Raw genomic sequence first — 16,561 nt, 5'->3', positions numbered from 1 at the left:
TATTCCTCTTCTGCTGTCAGTGCACGGGCTGTAAATCGACACGTGCCATCATTGCCGCCAGTTGTGTCCGGTCAGCGACGCCTACATTACTTTGACTTACCGCCAGTGCGGCAACGGCAGTGGCCAGTCTCAGGGTATGTTCACTGGACTCACGCATCAGTAACCCATAAATCAGGCCGCCGACCATTGAATCCCCGGCCCCCACGGTACTCACTACCTCACAGGCCGGAGGCTTGGCCAGCCATTCCCCGGAAGCATTCACCCACAGCGCGCCTTCCGCACCGAGCGAAATCACCACATGAGCAATCCCCTCTTCACGCAATTGATGCGCGGCATCAATAACGTCCTGTAATTCCGGCAACGGTTTCCCGGCCCAGGTTTCCAGCTCACGGCGGTTAGGTTTTACCAGCCAGGGGGCGGCTTTCAGCCCGGCCTCCAGCGCACTGCGGCTGCTGTCAAAGATAATGCACGGGCACAGCGCCCGCAGGGATTTCATCCAGACGGTAAAGGCTTCCGGAGAAACTCCTTCCGGTAAACTGCCGCTGACGCAGACCATATCGAACTGGCCCAGCCAGCTCAGTGAATCGGTCGTAAAGCGTTCCCAGTCTTTCGCGGTCACATCGAATCCGGAAAAGTTAAGGTCGGTCACTTCGCCGTCCTGCTCGGTCAGTTTGACATTAATACGCGTTCTTCCGCCGACCACCTGGAAACGGTTCGCAATCCCCAGCTCGCTGAAAAGCTGCTGGAATCCGTCCTGATTATCTTTACCCAGGAAACCGCCGACGGTCACATCAATCCCCAGATCTTTCAGCACCCTGGCGACATTAATCCCTTTACCCGCAGCATGCAGGCCGGTGGTTTTTACCAGATTAACTTCCCCCCGTTCCATTTCCGGGGTAAAGCCCACCAGGTCATAGGCCGGATTCAGCGTAATTGTTGCGACACGTCTGCTCATGCTGCCCCCTCACCGAGACCGCTATCAATGGCTTCGCCGATGGCAGTGATCGCTGCTGCCGCGTCTTCTCCGCTGGCAGTAAAGCGCAGGCGATGGCCTTTTTTAACACCCAGTGCCACCACTTTCATCAGGCTGCGTCCGTTCGCAGGTTTACCGCTGCCGTCCAGGTTAGTGACCGTAATATCGCTTTTGAAATTTTTGATGGTAGTGACCAGTGCCGTGCCCGGACGGGCATGCAGACCATGTTCGTTGCGGATCACAAATTCCGCGGTCACCACTTCATCTTCTTCAACATAATCGCTGGTCAGTAATGCCAGGATCCCGGCGGCATCGGCACTGTTCAGTGCTGATGCGTGATCCCCGGTCAGTAACTGGTGCAGATACCCCAGCGCACTTAGCGGCTGGTCATCAGTCGCGGCGACAGTGATGAGTAAGGATACCGGCTCATTTTCTGCTGTGGTAAAGGTGGTTGCTGCACGGCTGATCGCGATGGCGCTGAACAGGTTGCCCTCAGCACTGTCATTGAGCCAGATCCCGTGCCCCAGATGGAATGGCGCATGGGAGATCACCTGACTGACAAAATGGCTGTCCACGGCTCCGGCGGCCTGTAAACGGCCGGCGTTCAGTGCCTGTAATGTCATCAGGTCAGTCGCCTCCACCCGGGTGGCGATCATCGAGGTGTCAAAGCGGAATTCAGCCGCCTGTTTTTCACCCATCAGCAGCGCACGTAAATCTTCAGCTGACGCGGTTTTCAGTGTTTCAGCCACACTGTCATCACTCAGCACATGAGTTAACTGCCGCAGTAACGCCAGGTGCTCATCTGATTTAGCGGCAATGCCGATAACCACATAAGCCACCTGATCTTCACCCCATTGAATGCCCTGCGGATACTGGAAGACCTGGACCCCGGTGTTCAGCACCTGATCACGGGTGTCGGTTGTACCATGAGGGATAGCGATACCATTACCCAGGAATGTTGAGGTCTGCTGTTCACGCGCCAGCATACCGTCGACATAACCTTCCGTCACATTGCCGGCAGAAGCCAGAGCAGATGCGACCTGGCGTATGGCCTCAGTTTTTTCACTGGCACTGGCGCCAGTATGTATCGCCTGTACATCGAGCTGGAACATAGGACTCCTCACTGTCTTTAGTTGAATCGTTTCAGCTAACGGAGAAAAAAAAGTGTCCGGGACTGACAACAGGGAACACAGGCAGAGCTGAAACGTATCAGTAATATATGCACCAAAAAAAATCTGCTGCAATGAATAACAAAATTCTTATAGCGATTTTTTGAGGCTACGCACACTTCATGACATTTATCTGATGATTGTACGGTATAGCGCTGAATTTACATTGACGCAAATCAGATTTCGCTATCCGCGTCAGCATATTTCAGCAACGATTGACTGTGGTTGCATTGTGGCCGTAGCTGTCATCGGCAATGGGCTACCGTCTCAGGGGGCGGTACTGGCTTCCAGATGTATCAGATAGGTCATTGCCGTCTCCCGGTGGGTTGAGCACATCTCAAATGAGGCTTTAAGCCCGCCACACACGGCTGGCCGCAGATTTGAACAAAAGATCTTACATAAATTATCATCCGATAATTGAACACACCTGACGTTGGCGGGCTTTCCCCCGGGCATACCGGGGATGGGACTGGAAATTGACGGTGCAATACAACACGCACCACAGCCGGTACGACACTCCATCTGTCACCTTCTTTGAACAGGCTGAGGGGAACCCGACACAAACGTTTACGGGCAGGAGAGACACTCTAGCAGTTATACGACCGTTCGACATCAGAGGCTAAATAATTTCTCTTCTTTCTCTTGCCTGGCACGCATTGCGCGAGTAACTTTGCGCGCATAATTCCCTGTATTGCTGACATAGTGAGAAAACCGATGCCGAAGGCGAATGAAATTAAACGTGGCATGGCCCTGAGCTGGAACGGAAAGCTGCTGCTGGTAAAAGATATTGATGTGCAGAGCCCCAGTGCACGGGGTGCCGCAACGCTGTATAAAATGCGTTTTACTGACATCCGTACCGGACTGAAGGTAGAAGAACGCTTTAAAGGTGATGATATCCTCGACACTATCTCACTCAGCCGCCGGGCCGTGAGTTTCTCCTACATTGACGGCGAAGAGTACGTCTTTATGGATGATGAGGATTACACCCCTTATCATTTCAATCAGAAACAGATTGAAGAAGAGTTACTGTTCATTCCTGAAGGCGGGATCCCGGGAATGCATGTCCTGACCATGGACGGCCAGATCCTGGCTCTGGAATTACCTCAGACCGTTGATATGGAAATTACCGATACTTCACCCGGTATTAAAGGCGCTTCGGCCAGCGCCCGCACCAAACCCGCGGGAATGAGTACCGGGCTGGTGGTACAGGTACCGGAATACCTGAGCAATGGCGATAAAATCCGTATTCATATCCCTGAACGTCGTTATATGGGACGTGCTGATTAAGATCTCACGGACGACCCCAAGGGTCGTCCGTACTTCCCCTCCCCTGAATACCGTCCCGCAAAGCGCTCGTATGACTTCTGTATCAAAACCCCTCAGCGTCTGGGGTCGTCTTGTTCTGTCCCCCGGCCGCTTTTAAACGCCTTTCAGCTGGCGGATCCCGTGCGCTGTAACTGAAAAAATGTCGCCGAACACGGTTACTTTATCACGTGATTTGTCAAATTTTCTTACTTAATAATCTGTATAATAAGCGCGTTTTTTTGACATGTTCGCCGCAGGAATAGGATCGGGTTAACCGGCCGGTGACTGACCTTTATTAAGGATGGTTGAACATTCATTTATCTATTTATCTGTACCCTACACCGTTATTTAAAAAATGAGTTTATAAAATGCGCCTTTCACGTCTGATGATTATCCTGTTGCTGAATGCCCTGGGCATCGCACTCTTTTTTTCGTGGTATCTGCCGGAACATCACGGTTTCTGGTTCGGCCTCGATAAAGCCATTTTCTTCGGTTTCAACAACCAGATGGTGACGCATCATGCGTTTGCCATCTTCGTTGCAATCACTAACTTCCGGGGCTTTGATCTGGTTTCCCTGATAGCGATGGGACTGCTCTACTATTCCTACTGGCGGAAAACTGATGCGGCGGGTCACCATCGCATGCTGGCTATCGGTGTGACCATGCTGATCAGTGCGGTCGTGCTGAACCAACTGGGTCACCGTATCCCGGTGGTTCATAGCAGCCCGACGTTGTTCTTCCATAATGCTCACCGTGCAGGTGAGCTGACCGGTATTCCGACTAAAGATGCGTCAGGGGACAGTTTCCCGGGTGACCACGGGATGATGCTGATGATTTTCGCCTGTTTTATGTGGCGTTATTTTGGCGGCCGCGCCTTTATTAAGGCCCTGGTGATCTTCTTCGTCTTTGCTATGCCTCGTGTCATGGCGGGCGCACACTGGTTTACCGATATCGCTGTCGGCTCGCTGTCTGTCGTTCTGGTCGGTATGAGCTGGTGGCTATTGACCCCGGGTAGCGACATGCTGGTGAACTATCTGGATAAAAAACTGCCTCGCAGAAAAAAATAAACGGTTCCATACCTGCGCCAGTGTGACTGCACTGGCGTTTTTTTTACTCATTGTTGCCCCGTCACCGCCCTTTTCGTTTTCACCTTCCTGTCGTCCCTTTCTTATTTATAGCAGGCCACCGCCAGGGGTTGAGCATTCCCCCCTGTACGTCAGGGGCTGTTCATCCTCCGCTGATGTTGACAGTCAAGCCGAGGTTTCCGCCGACGGGCATATCCCGCAGACCGGACACATCCGGGAAGGATAGCCGGTGATCAACCGCCAGTAACAAAGTGGGTCAGCCCGCCTCCGGCAAAAAACGTAAGACCCGTCGCTCAGCACGGTGGTGCCGGAGGGAACATCCCGTACGCGGGCCTCTCCGGGGAGCATCACCAGGTCGTGTACTGCATTAACAAGGCGCAGAGGCGGGAAGCCAGGCGTAAAAAAGGCGCCTTTATCAGGCGCCTTGTGTTTAATACTTTCTGAGTCGCGTTGCTAATACTCAGTCAGTCAGTTCTTCGTGATCCTTAATTTCCGGCACAGGCAGGCTGGTTGCCACGCCCCAGTAGTAGCAGACCAGTGCTGCGACAGCCGCCAGAATCATATCGGTCGGTGAGCCAATCGCATTAATTCCGCCAAAGGTTCCCAGATAAGAAATCACCAGGATCAGTATGTAGTAAACCAGTAACCACCAGCTGCTTTTCAGGTCACGGGCAGACGTCGCTGTCTTTTTCGCAAAGATGACATACCCCAGCCAGGCCAGAATAAAGACCGGGATCAACAGTTCATTAACGGACCAGCCACTCCAGTAGATAAGCAGTGTACTGGCGACAAAGGCTAACGGACTCAGCACTGAGGCCAGCGGCAGACGGAAAGGACGTGCCATGCCGGGCAGATGACGACGAAATGCCCCCAGAGTGACCGGACCTGGCATATAGGTGAAAACGGTCGCTGACGTCACTGCCCCAATCAGTCCACCCCATACCTGGAACTCGGAAGGTAATGTCCAGGCAATGGCCAGGATCAGTGATAACCACAATGCACCACGTGGTACACCCGATTTAGGATCCAGCTCACCGAAGATTTTGAACAGGTGTCCGTTACGTGCCCAGGCAAACAGAACACGGCTGGCACCGGCCAGATAGATATTACCGGTACCGGCAGGGGAAATGACCGCATCGACCAGGATCAGGTTAATCAGCCAGGTAATTCCCAGGCTACGGGCCAGATCCGCATACGGTGACTGGAAGATCTGTTTCAGTCCATCCCAGCCATGGGCAGTCAGTGCTTCTGAAGGGACTGCACCCATAAAGGCATACTGCAGGGCAATGTAGATAACAAAGCTCACAGCAATCGCAATCATAATAGACAACGGGACATTCCGTTGAGGATTTTTAGCCTCACTGGCAAAGTCGACCGCCTGGCGAAAACCGAGGTAGGCAAACACAATGCCTGCACCGGTCAGTGATGTGAAGATGCCGTGTGCACCGCCCGGTGGTGGTGGTGGCACATCCAGGTTAGCACCGTGGTAATACATAAACAGGGTGGCAATGGTCAGTAAAGGCACCACAAACTTGAAGGTGGTGATCAGGGTATTCACCCGGCCAAAGACACTGACACTCCAGTAGTTCAGCAGGAAAAAGCCAACCAGTAACAGGATCTGGATCAGAAACCCGGCGGCGGTCGGGCTGCCATCCGTGTGACTTAGCCCCGGCCACCAGTATTGTGCGTACTGACGAACGGCCTCAACCTCGACACCGGCAGTACTGGTATAGGCCAGCAGCGAACTGACACCGATAACAAACCCCACAACATTGCCGTGAGAAAAGTTAGGATAACGTACAAATCCCCCGGCACGCGGAATGGCCGCGGAAAGCTCAGCAAACACCAAACCTATCATTAATACGATAATGGCTCCCAGGATCCATGCCCACCCTGTCTGGGCACCGGCATAACCTGAACTGGTTAATGCGGCATAAAGCCAGCCGGACCCGATCATCGAGCCTATTCCTAACAGGCTGAGATCAACCAGCCCTAGTTTTTGTTTAAATGCACCCTTTGCCATAAAGACCTCATCATGTTGTGCTGCGACTGAAACTTCGTCATATCGTCTTAGTTTTTATTTCCTTACCTGTCAGTGAAGCATTTTTCATGCCAGAAATAATAAACAGTCACAGCCAGGATAAATCCGGGTTATTTCTTCCTGCTCCGGGGTCACGTATACGCCTGTTCACTTATCTGTGCCACAGACCGGATACCGAAGCCGGTAGCCCGGAGATCATGCACTGTTTTCGCGCAGCAACCTGAATGTTGCACCCTGACAGGGCAACCCGTTCGTCCGGCGAGAGTATTGATGATGTTAATAACCCGCCAGGTCAGTAATGACAGGCCCTGGCAGCCTGCAAAGAAGGTGATGGCGTGGAAAATGTCCGTCAGGATTTTGCAGGGTTCCTGCCAAAAAAAACGGGTTTCAGGTCAGTCGCCGGCCAGAGAAGTGGGATAAGTTCTCAGTAGTCATAGTGATTTTTCACAATAAGACAGATTTGGCGGATTATTCCCCGAATGGTAAGCAATTTTATTGGATTAATCTAAATCAAAAATTTCCCGAAAAGCACTCGCCAGTTGGCATTTTATGCGGTAACCTGCCTTTATATCGGCATATGTTCTGACACAAGCGCTAACGTATTATCTGTTCACTGCATTTTATCTGCGTGTTCCTATAATCAGTGCCTCTCAGCATACCCGTCCGGTTATTCTCTTTCTTCTTGTTATCTGGCTAGCGGCAATTTGTCGTAAGGACTTTGAAGGGAACTACATATAATGGTCAAATCTCAACCTTCTCTGAGATATATCTGGCGGGTCGTCCCCGCAATTGCTTTAGCAACATTACTTTCAGCCTGTAGCTCCACCCCCGCACAAACCACTGCCCGGGTAGAGAAGCATGAAGTTAACAACCATAATGGTTTTTTACTTCAGGCGTCTCAGGCTGAATTTGAGCAGATGGTTAAAAATGTGGACGTTAAGTCCCGTATTTTGGATCAGTATGCTGACTGGAAAGGCGTGCGTTACCGGATGGGTGGAGACACTAAACGCGGTATCGATTGTTCTGCCTTTGTTCAGCGAACGTTCCGCGAGCAGTTTGGTCTGGATTTACCCCGTTCGACTTATGAACAACAGGATGCAGGGTTAAAAGTTTCACGCAACAAACTGCGTCCCGGTGACATCGTATTGTTTCACTCTGGCTCGACCGGCCGCCATGTAGGCATTTATCTGGGCAATAATAACTTTGTCCATGCATCCACCAGCAGCGGCGTAATGATTTCAAGTCTTAATGACAGTTACTGGAAACATCGCTATCGCGAAGCAAGACGGGTCTTAACTAACGTCAACAGTTAATGTCATCAGGCCTTTAAAGTCTTTAGCCAGACACTAAAAAAAACGCTGCCCTCAGGCAGCGTTTTTTTTTGCTGATATCCCAGCGGACTTATTTTTACCAGCGACGAATACGCTCCTGCCCCGCCGGTAAACGCTGGCCAGCAAACCGATCCCCTGCCTGCTTAATTATTATTCTGCCGGTCTGCCCTGACGCTGACTTCGGGAGGCGTAACGAAACAGTAAGACAGAAAGTGTGGCGCAGGCAGCAATCATTCCGGCCATCGGCCAGGCCGAGTTAAAACTGAACAGTGATAATAACGCCCCCGTCAGTGCACCAATACCAAAGCGTAGTGTGCCCGCCAGTGAAGAAACCGTCCCGGCAATGTGCGGAAAGTCATCCAGAATAACCGCCATTCCGTTGGAGGAGACCATAGACACACAGCCGATAAAGACCGCCACACTCAGCACCAGAGGATACAACCCCAACCCTAATGCACAGACCAGTAATAATGCGATACCCGCAACAAACTGTATCATCAGGGCCATGCGAAACAGGAACAGCGGCCCTGTTTTGCGGACCAGTCGGGTATTAATAAATGTCATCGTGAACAGGAAAACGATATTCAGCGAAAAATAATAACCGAAATGCTGCGGTGAAATATGATAAAGCCGGATATAAATAAATGGCCCTGCATTAAGAAAAGCAAATAAACCGGCAAACGAGAATCCGCTGGCCATCATCAGCGCAAAGACCGTTTTGTTACGAAACAAAATAATAAAGTTGTTCAGGATAGTTCGCAGATGCAACGGCTGACGTTTCGTGACAGGCAACGATTCTTTCACAAAAAACGTCACCAGCAGGAACCCGGCCAGAGCTGCCACCGCCAGGGTCCAGAATACGGATTGCCAGTCACCAACGAGCAGCAGCCAACCTCCGAAAATCGGGGCCAGCAACGGTGCCAGCGTGGTGATCAGCATCATTATCGACATCATGCGTGAGAACTCAGCGCTGGCATAAGAATCGCGGATAATGGCATTGATCACGACCCCGGCAGATGCCGCGGCCAGGCCATGGAGCAGCCGCATCCAGATAAGGTGGTCAATGCTCCCGGAGAGCGCACAACCCACCGCCGCCGCGATAAAAACCCCAATCCCCGGCAGCAACACCCGCTTTCGCCCAAGGCTGTCGGAAAGCGGGCCATAAAAGAGCTGACCGACAGCAAACCCCAGGATATAGATGTTCAGCGTCATCTGGACCTTACCGCTGGATACCATAAAGTCGCTGGCAATTTGTGGCATAGCAGGCAGATACATGTCGATAGACAGTGGCATCAGCATCGCCAGTAAGCCCAGAATAACGATAAGCCTCAATTTTTTTCTCCGGGGGGGACAGGCTATTTACGACGCGCTGTTTTTTGTTGTAATTCTACAGGAAGGCCGACACTGTCGATTTCCTCACGGGTCAGTTCACGGTACTCACCAGGCTCCAGGGCCTCATCCAGCACAATATCGCCGATCTGCTGGCGATGAAGTGCGACAACATGGTTACCCACGGCAGCAAACATCCGTTTGACCTGATGGTAGCGCCCTTCACTGATGGTCAGCAGCACTTCGGTCGGGGTGATCACCTCCAGCACAGCGGGTTTTGTCGCCTCGTCATCCCCGCGCAGTGCCACACCTTTGGCGAACTGTTCGGCGACCTGCTCATCCAGCGGAGAGTCCAGCGTGACATGATAGGTTTTTTCGCAATGATGGCGTGGCGAAGTGATGCGGTGTGACCATTGTCCGTCATCGGTCAGCAGTACCAGTCCGGTGGTATCAATATCCAGACGCCCTGCGGAATGAAGTTTCCAGGCCATCGGCTCTTCGAGGAAATATAAAATCGTCGGGTATTCTTCATCATCCGTCGCACACACATACCCCTGCGGCTTATTCAGCATAAAATAGCGGGGGCCGGTGATCTGTTGCAGCCGGTTACCGTCGTAGGCAACCTCATGCTCCTCAGAGACCTTAAAAGCACTGTCTTTCACTACCTCGCCATCGACGGTGACTTTCTGAGCACGAATTTCGCGGGATGCAATAGCCCGGCTAACTTCCAGTTGTTGAGAGATGAATTTATCAAGTCGCATGAATTTCTTTTTGCCTGTAGCAGCGAAGGGTAAATACAATGACGCTAACCGTCATCTTCAGCCGGTCAGTATAGCGTGTTCTGTACTGCACTGTCAGTGATGGCATGCGATCCCTTAAGTCAGTCCCGGAAAAGTGACGTTTTATGTCTTTTACGCTACGCCCTTATCAGCAGGAAGCGGTGGATGCCACCATCAGTTACTTCCGTAAGCATCAGCAACCGGCCGTCATTGTTCTGCCCACCGGGGCCGGTAAAAGCCTGGTGATTGCCGAACTGGCCCGCAAAGCCCGGGGCCGTGTACTGGTACTGGCCCATGTGAAAGAGCTGGTTGCTCAGAACCATGCGAAATATGAAGCGCTGGGGCTCAGCGCAGATATTTTCTCTGCCGGCTTACAGCAAAAACAGAGCCACCGGAAAGTGGTGTTCGGCAGTGTGCAATCCGTGGCCCGTAACCTGGACGCCTTTGACGACGCGTTCTCATTGATTATTGTCGACGAATGTCACCGGATTGCCGACGACAAGGAAAGCCAGTATCAGACCATATTTTCTTATCTGCGCCAGCGACGCCCGGAACTCCGGCTGCTGGGGCTGACCGCGACGCCTTTCCGGTTGGGGAAAGGCTGGATCTATCATCTGCACTACCACGGTATGGTACGCGGCGATGCGGATGCGCTGTTCTACGAATGTATCTATGAACTGCCACTGCGCTATATGATAAAAAATGGTTATCTGACCGATCCCCACCGGATTGATATGCCGGTGGTTCACTATGATTTTTCCGCCCTTTTTTCGTCGCAGCAAGGGCTGTTCAGCGAACGGGACCTGAATAATCAGCTCAGCAAACAACGGCGTGTGACACCGGAAATCATCCGCCAGGTGATTGAACTTTCTGAAGACCGGCACGGCGTGATGATTTTTGCGGCCACCGTGATGCACGCCCGGGAAATTCTCGGTCTGCTGCCCCCGGAGAGTGCCCTGATCAGCGGCGAAACGCCTGCACGGCAGCGGGACGAAATCCTGGCCACGTTTAAGCAACAGAAAATTAAATATCTGGTGAATGTCTCTGTGCTGACGACCGGATTCGATGCGCCGCACGTGGATGTTATCGCCATCCTTCGCCCTACCGAATCCGTCAGCCTGTATCAGCAGATTGTCGGCCGGGGGCTGCGCCTGTCACCCGGTAAAACGGATTGTCTTATCCTCGACTATGCCGGTAATCCTCATGACCTGTTCAGTCCGGAAATCGGTACCCCGAAAGGGGCCAGTGATAATAAGCCGGTACAGGTTTTCTGTCCGGCCTGCGGGTTTGCCAATACGTTCTGGGGCAAAACCACCGCCGACGGTACCATCACCGAGCATTTTGGCCGACGTTGCCAGGGGATCATTGACTTCCCGGACGCTCCCCGTGAACAGTGTGATTTCCGGTTCCGTTTTAAATCCTGCCCGCAGTGTAATGCGGAAAATGACATAGCCGCCCGGGTCTGTCATCAGTGCCAGTGCATTCTGACCGACCCCGACGATATGCTGAAGGCTGCGCTAAAACTGAAAGATGCCCTGGTGTTACGCTGCGCAGGGATGACCCTGCAGCCGGGCCGCGATAGCCGGGGCGAAAGCCTGAAGGTCACCTATTACGATGAGGAGGCCACCGAAGTTAGCGAGCTTTTCCGGCTGCAGACCCCGGGACAGCGTCATATTTTTGAAACGCTGTTTTTAAGACAACATCATAAGGCCCCGGCAACGCCGCTTCACTGGCAAACGGCGGCGGACCTGGCGGCACTGAGTGAGCATTTCCGTTATCCGGACTTTATTGTCGCCCGCAAAAAAGGTCATTTCTGGCAAATACGCCATAAGGTCTTTGATTACCAGGGGCGTTTCCGTAAAGCTCACCAGTTGCGCTAAAGCGCCCGCCGGGTGATTTTATTTGCCCGGCGTCAGTGAAGCCGTTATAATGCCGCGCGCTTTTACATCCGGTAAGAGTGCTTATGAATAACCTTCTGTTGCTGGGTCGCCTGTAACAGAATTACGAAGAGAAATAAGAATGTTCACTATCAAAGCAGAAGAACGTAAAGTGCAGGGTAAGGGTGCGAGCCGCCGCCTGCGTGCAGCTAAAAAATTCCCGGCTATCATCTATGGCGGAAATGAAGCAGCTGTTTCTATCGAACTGGACCACGATTCTTTAATCAACATGCAGGTTAACCCGGCGTTTTACTCTGAGGTTCTGACCCTGGTTGTTGACGGTAAAGAAACTAAAGTTAAAGTTCAGGCCGTACAGCGTCACCCGTTCAAACCAAAAATTCAGCACATCGACTTCGTTCGTGCTTAATCGCTGAATGGTTTTACAAAAAACGCCGCATAATGCGGCGTTTTTTTATGCAACCGGATTACGATTTACTGCTTGTCCGGCGCTGTAACTGATCCCGCAGATTGGGCGGTGTGCCTTTAATCGTCAAGGTATCTGTCGCCGGGTCCCAGAAAATACGTTCACCCAGTAACATCGCATCGAAGTTCAGCGTCAGTCCGCCCCCGCTGCCGGAAAATTTGGTCAGCTGACGCAGGGTACTGCGATCCGCAGGGAAGCTCTCTTCCAGCGAATATTCCTGCTCACTGGCGAAATCACTGAAGCTCTTCTCAGCCACTTCCGGTAATTCACCCGACAGTTCCCGAACCGTGATTTCTTCACCGGCCTGCAACTGCTGGTTACAGTAGGTATAGACCTGCTGACGGTATTCCTGTCGCTCTTTTTTATCCAGGCTTGCCTCATCGCAGTAATCATCGACCGCCTGCAACAGACTACGGTTCTGGGCTTTAGTATCCAGACCGACACTGGCCCCGAGGAAGTCCATAAAGAAATCTGCCACTTTGCGCCCTACCCGTCCGCGCAGGAAGGTCAGATACCGTAGCGATTCCGGTTGTGTTTCCCATTCGGTCAGATCAATCCGTGCCACAATATCCGCGTGGTTGATATCCAGATAATGGGTGGTGCTGATGTCCAGGCTCTCATTCACCCGCATACTGGCCTGGCTATTCAGCACAGAGATCAGCAGATATTCGGTGGCCAGGTAACGGTAGCGGGCAAATAACACCACACCGCCTTCCGCGAACGGGTACTTTGCCAGCTCATCCCGCAGACGGCCGGTGGCGGCACGACTGAAAGCTAAAAAATCCTGCTCACCGCGACGGCACTGACGCAGGGCGTCAGCCAGTTCACTTTCTTCATTGAATAATCCATAGGCCTTATTTTTAGCACTATAGACCCGATGTAACTCTTCCAGCATCTCTTCGACAGCTTCGCTGGCCGTCAGCAAAGAGTCACGTAACACCAGCTCCAGCTGATCTTCATCACGTTTGATTAACTGATGGACGACAATCTGGTCAATATCCAGACTCATGGCAGACTCCCCTTCTTATGCAGATGCGTATTCAACCATTGCCCCGAACGTCTTTCAATCTTATTTCCTGCCGGATACCGTCCTGACCCCCGGTGATTTTTCAGAATATTCAAAATCTCAGCCAGCCGCACATGAAAAACGGTGCAAGATCAGCCACAATAGGCTACAACAGTCAGTAACGAAACCGTCGCTATGCTGAAGGTAAACAGACAATAAAATTGCAGAAAAAAAGTCGTGTTTGCAGTAGAATAGCCGCCTTTTACGACTTAGCTAACTGATAATATGCCACAATCATCCCGATATAGTGACGAGCGTGTAGAAAACTTGCTCGCTGAACTTGTTGAAGTACTTGAAAAAGATAAAGCACCGACTGACCTTTCCCTGATGGTATTGGGCAATATGGTGACGAATCTGATTAACGCCAGCGTTGCGCCTGCGCAACGTCATACTCTGGCACGTTCCTTCGCTGAAGCATTGCAGGCTTCTGTCCGCGAAGACCATGCACATTGATGATATGATCTGAACCCTATGGTAAACAGCCAGCAGAGCTACAGGGAAAAAGTGTCCCGGATGATAAGCTGGGGGCACTGGTTCGCCCTGTTTAATATTTTTTTCGCGCTAATCCTGGGCAGCCGTTATCTGCTGGTAACTGACTGGCCTGCCTCGCTGGCAGGCAGAATTTATGCTTACTGTAGCTGGGTCGGTCATTTCAGCTTTCTGGTCTTTGCCGCTTATCTGCTGGTCATTTTCCCGCTGACGTTCGTTGTGATGTCACAACGATTGCTTAGGGTTATCTCTTCGATTCTGGCCACCAGTGGGCTGACCTTGCTGTTAATGGACAGCGAGGTCTTTAATCGTTTCCATCTGCATCTTAATCCTGTGGTCTGGGATTTGATGGTCAACCCGCAACAGAGCGATATGTCACGTGACTGGCAACTGATGTTTATTTCGGTGCCGGTCATTTTCCTGGTGGAAATGCTTTTTGCCACCTGGAGCTGGCAGAAACTGCGCAGTCTCAACCGTCGACGTTTTGGCAAACCTCTGGCTGTGCTGTTTATCGTGGCATTTTTATCCAGTCATCTTCTGTATATCTGGGCAGATGCTAATTTTTACCGGCCAATCACCATGCAGAGAGCGAATCTGCCGTTATCTTATCCGATGACCGCACGGCGCTTTCTTGAAAAACACGGCCTGCTGGACCCGCAGGAATATCAGCGCCGGCTTATTCAGCAGGGAGACCCGGATGCGGTTTCCGTGGCGTATCCGCTCAGTGATATCAATTTCACTCAAAGCGGTAGCCACTATAATCTGATGCTGATCACCGTCAATGGGGCGGATGCGTCTCATATGGCGACCCGTTTCCCGGCACTAAGCCAGTTTGCGGACAGCAATATACAGTTTACGCAGCACTTCAGCTCCGGCAGTAACAGCGAAAGCGGGCTGTTTGGCTTGTTTTACGGTATTTCGGCCAGTTATATGAACGGGATTCTGGCGGCCCGGATGCCTTCTGCCCTGCTGAGCACTCTGAATAATCAGGGTTATCAGTTTGGTTTATTCTCTTCTGATGGCTTCAGTCAGCCCCTGTACCGTCAGGCATTACTGGCAGACTACTCTCTGCCAGCAGCAACCTCTCAAAACGACGGACAGACGGTCGATCAATGGCAGGCCTGGTTGCAGAAACAACAGAATACTTCAGCTCCGTGGTTCTCATGGGTGTCACTGGATGGGATTAATGCCAGTGGTAATACCGTGGCGGCACGTGAGAAAAATTATGCACAGAGTAGCGGCAATGTTGATCAGCAAATTGCCCGAATTCTCACCGAGTTGCAGCAGAATAACTCGCTGAAGAATACGGTCGTTATCATCACTGCCGGGCAGGGGATTAGTTTCAATGACACCGGGGATGATGACGGTAACCGTGAGTTATTACAGGTACCTTTAGTCGTTCACTGGCCTTCAACACCGTCGCAACGTATCGGACAGCTAACCGATCAACAGGATGTGATGACAACCCTGATGCAACGCCTGTTGCATGTTTCAACCCCGGCGGAAGATTATTCTCAGGGCGAAGACCTGTTCAGTCCGCAGCGTCAGCACCACTGGGTTACCAGCACCAATGATGCCGGCCGGCTGATCATCACTACCCCGCAGATGACACTGGTGCTGAATAATGATGGTAATTACACCACTTATGACGCTGAAGGACGACGTTTGCGCAAACAGCGTCCGGAGCTTGGGTTGCTGTTGCAGGTACTGACAGAAGAAAAACGCTTTATTGCAAACTGATGATTAATGAGACAATTAGCGTTCACGGATATTGCTATTTTGAAAATTATCCGTACTATAGTGCCTCAGAGTCCGGCACGTAGCGCAGCCTGGTAGCGCACTGTCATGGGGTGTCAGGGGTCGGAGGTTCAAATCCTCTCGTGCCGACCAAATCATTATTCTGTCAGTACCGGTGACTGATGGAAACCCCACAAAAAACCCGCATCCTCACTGAGTTTGCGGGTTTTTTGTTTGCCTGAATATGCACTCACTGCCCGGGGTTACAGCCATACATTGAATGATACGACAACCGCCCCCTGGAGGCCGTGTCACGACAGGGTGTATAACGCCCCTCCTCTGCTGCCATCCGCATCCGCTACGACACTTTTTCCTGTCCCTGACACAACGTTGATATTCTCCGCTGCAGGCATGGAAAAACCCCCGGCGACACTCTTCACAGGAGATGTTTTTTACTTTTTAACAGTCCGGGAAAAATGTATCCGCCGAGAGAACAGTTTTTGGCTCAGCTTATAGAAGAATAACCATCCGATAACTGTCAAAGGTAAGCCAATGAACCACATAACAAAGGTCGAATGGGTACGTAACGCATTAAGGATCCACGATGTTGCAAGAAGCGGCAGGATAAAACCGGCTAACATAAATAAACCCGGCGTACCGTACCTGATTTCTGCCTGACATCCCCTGCAAACATTAGCGCCATGCGGGATCTCACTTTTGCAATGCGGGCAGATCATCATTTCAGTATTCATAAATTCTCCTTAACATTTAGTGTTAAGTTTATTTCTTATTTAACTCAACTGCCATAAAAATACTAAAATCCGGTTCTTATCCTGTCAGAGACAGCTAGCCGCTGATGTGCCCTGTCTGTTCCTCATCAGCCTTCCGCGGGCTGG

Annotated in this window: 15 protein-coding genes and 1 tRNA gene; 8 read left to right on the top strand and 8 right to left on the bottom strand. The window is 51.6% G+C overall.

The annotated features are described in order from the left end of the window. Positions 1 to 16 precede the first annotated feature (16 nt). The 3 genes from fruK to CG67_RS17610 form a co-directional block, all read right to left on the bottom strand. A complete protein-coding gene (gene fruK / locus CG67_RS13045) occupies positions 17 to 955 on the bottom strand; it encodes a 1-phosphofructokinase (RefSeq protein ID WP_025903385.1) in 939 nt (312 codons plus the stop codon). Beyond that, the gene (gene fruB, locus CG67_RS13040; protein WP_025903384.1) at positions 952 to 2,085 is read right to left on the bottom strand and encodes a fused PTS fructose transporter subunit IIA/HPr protein; all 1,134 of its coding nucleotides are present in this window, start codon (positions 2,083 to 2,085) and stop codon (positions 952 to 954) included. Before fruB ends, fruK begins: the two co-directional genes overlap by 4 nt. Positions 2,086 to 2,409: 324 nt before the next feature. Continuing rightward, entirely contained in the window at positions 2,410 to 2,664 is a 255-nt protein-coding gene (locus CG67_RS17610; RefSeq protein WP_074011237.1) for a YkgJ family cysteine cluster protein, read from the bottom strand. Between the two features lie 192 nt (positions 2,665 to 2,856). On the opposite strand from CG67_RS17610, the gene yeiP reads away from it, so the two are divergent. Then, the gene (yeiP, locus tag CG67_RS13035) at positions 2,857 to 3,429 is read left to right on the top strand and encodes an elongation factor P-like protein YeiP (protein ID WP_025903383.1); all 573 of its coding nucleotides are present in this window, start codon (positions 2,857 to 2,859) and stop codon (positions 3,427 to 3,429) included. 386 nt (positions 3,430 to 3,815) lie between these two features. Next, a complete protein-coding gene (locus CG67_RS13030) occupies positions 3,816 to 4,514 on the top strand; it encodes a phosphatase PAP2 family protein (protein ID WP_025903382.1) in 699 nt (232 codons plus the stop codon). A gap of 478 nt (positions 4,515 to 4,992) precedes the next feature. Here the strand turns inward: CG67_RS13030 and CG67_RS13025 are convergent, their stop codons facing one another. Beyond that, a complete protein-coding gene (locus tag CG67_RS13025) occupies positions 4,993 to 6,555 on the bottom strand; it encodes an APC family permease (protein WP_025903381.1) in 1,563 nt (520 codons plus the stop codon). 755 nt (positions 6,556 to 7,310) lie between these two features. Between CG67_RS13025 and mepS the strand changes: the two genes are divergently transcribed. Then, a complete protein-coding gene (mepS, locus tag CG67_RS13020; protein ID WP_025903380.1) occupies positions 7,311 to 7,886 on the top strand; it encodes a bifunctional murein DD-endopeptidase/murein LD-carboxypeptidase in 576 nt (191 codons plus the stop codon). 168 nt (positions 7,887 to 8,054) lie between these two features. On the opposite strand, the gene CG67_RS13015 is transcribed toward mepS, so the two are convergent. Both CG67_RS13015 and rsuA read right to left on the bottom strand, forming a co-directional pair. Further along, positions 8,055 to 9,236 (bottom strand): Bcr/CflA family multidrug efflux MFS transporter, encoded by a 1,182-nt coding sequence (locus CG67_RS13015; protein WP_025903379.1) that lies wholly within the window; start codon positions 9,234 to 9,236, stop codon positions 8,055 to 8,057. Positions 9,237 to 9,259: 23 nt separating this feature from the next. After that, entirely contained in the window at positions 9,260 to 9,994 is a 735-nt protein-coding gene (gene rsuA / locus CG67_RS13010; protein WP_025903378.1) for a 16S rRNA pseudouridine(516) synthase RsuA, read from the bottom strand. A 143-nt stretch (positions 9,995 to 10,137) separates the two neighbouring features. Here rsuA and CG67_RS13005 point away from each other — a divergent pair, with 143 nt between their 5' ends. Next, a complete protein-coding gene (locus CG67_RS13005; RefSeq protein WP_025903377.1) occupies positions 10,138 to 11,892 on the top strand; it encodes a DEAD/DEAH box helicase in 1,755 nt (584 codons plus the stop codon). 139 nt (positions 11,893 to 12,031) lie between these two features. Continuing rightward, positions 12,032 to 12,316 carry a 50S ribosomal protein L25 gene (rplY, locus tag CG67_RS13000; protein ID WP_025903376.1) on the top strand — a complete coding sequence of 95 codons (285 nt, stop codon included), beginning with the start codon at positions 12,032 to 12,034 and terminating at the stop codon, positions 12,314 to 12,316. A gap of 58 nt (positions 12,317 to 12,374) precedes the next feature. Here rplY and yejK read toward each other — a convergent pair whose 3' ends face one another. Next, on the bottom strand, positions 12,375 to 13,382 hold the full coding sequence (gene yejK / locus CG67_RS12995) for a nucleoid-associated protein YejK (protein ID WP_025903375.1): 1,008 nt from the start codon (positions 13,380 to 13,382) through the stop codon (positions 12,375 to 12,377). Between the two features lie 282 nt (positions 13,383 to 13,664). Between yejK and CG67_RS12990 the strand changes: the two genes are divergently transcribed. The 3 genes from CG67_RS12990 to CG67_RS12980 all read left to right on the top strand — a co-directional run bounded on the left by CG67_RS12990 (position 13,665) and on the right by CG67_RS12980 (position 15,818). Next, entirely contained in the window at positions 13,665 to 13,892 is a 228-nt protein-coding gene (locus CG67_RS12990) for a YejL family protein (protein ID WP_025903374.1), read from the top strand. An 18-nt stretch (positions 13,893 to 13,910) separates the two neighbouring features. Next, the gene (yejM, locus tag CG67_RS12985) at positions 13,911 to 15,668 is read left to right on the top strand and encodes an LPS biosynthesis-modulating metalloenzyme YejM (RefSeq protein ID WP_025903373.1); all 1,758 of its coding nucleotides are present in this window, start codon (positions 13,911 to 13,913) and stop codon (positions 15,666 to 15,668) included. A 73-nt stretch (positions 15,669 to 15,741) separates the two neighbouring features. Then, a tRNA-Pro gene (locus tag CG67_RS12980) sits at positions 15,742 to 15,818 on the top strand. A gap of 299 nt (positions 15,819 to 16,117) precedes the next feature. On the opposite strand, the gene CG67_RS12975 is transcribed toward CG67_RS12980, so the two are convergent. Further along, positions 16,118 to 16,417 carry a zinc ribbon domain-containing protein gene (locus CG67_RS12975; RefSeq protein WP_025903372.1) on the bottom strand — a complete coding sequence of 100 codons (300 nt, stop codon included), beginning with the start codon at positions 16,415 to 16,417 and terminating at the stop codon, positions 16,118 to 16,120. Between the last annotated feature and the right edge of the window lie 144 nt (positions 16,418 to 16,561).

The organism is Tatumella sp. UCD-D_suzukii, from assembly GCF_000611875.2.
GTDB classification, from domain to species: Bacteria; Pseudomonadota; Gammaproteobacteria; order Enterobacterales; family Enterobacteriaceae; genus Tatumella; species Tatumella ptyseos.
Note: the sequence above shows the minus strand (reverse complement) of the source record. Positions and strands in the feature narration are given on the sequence as shown.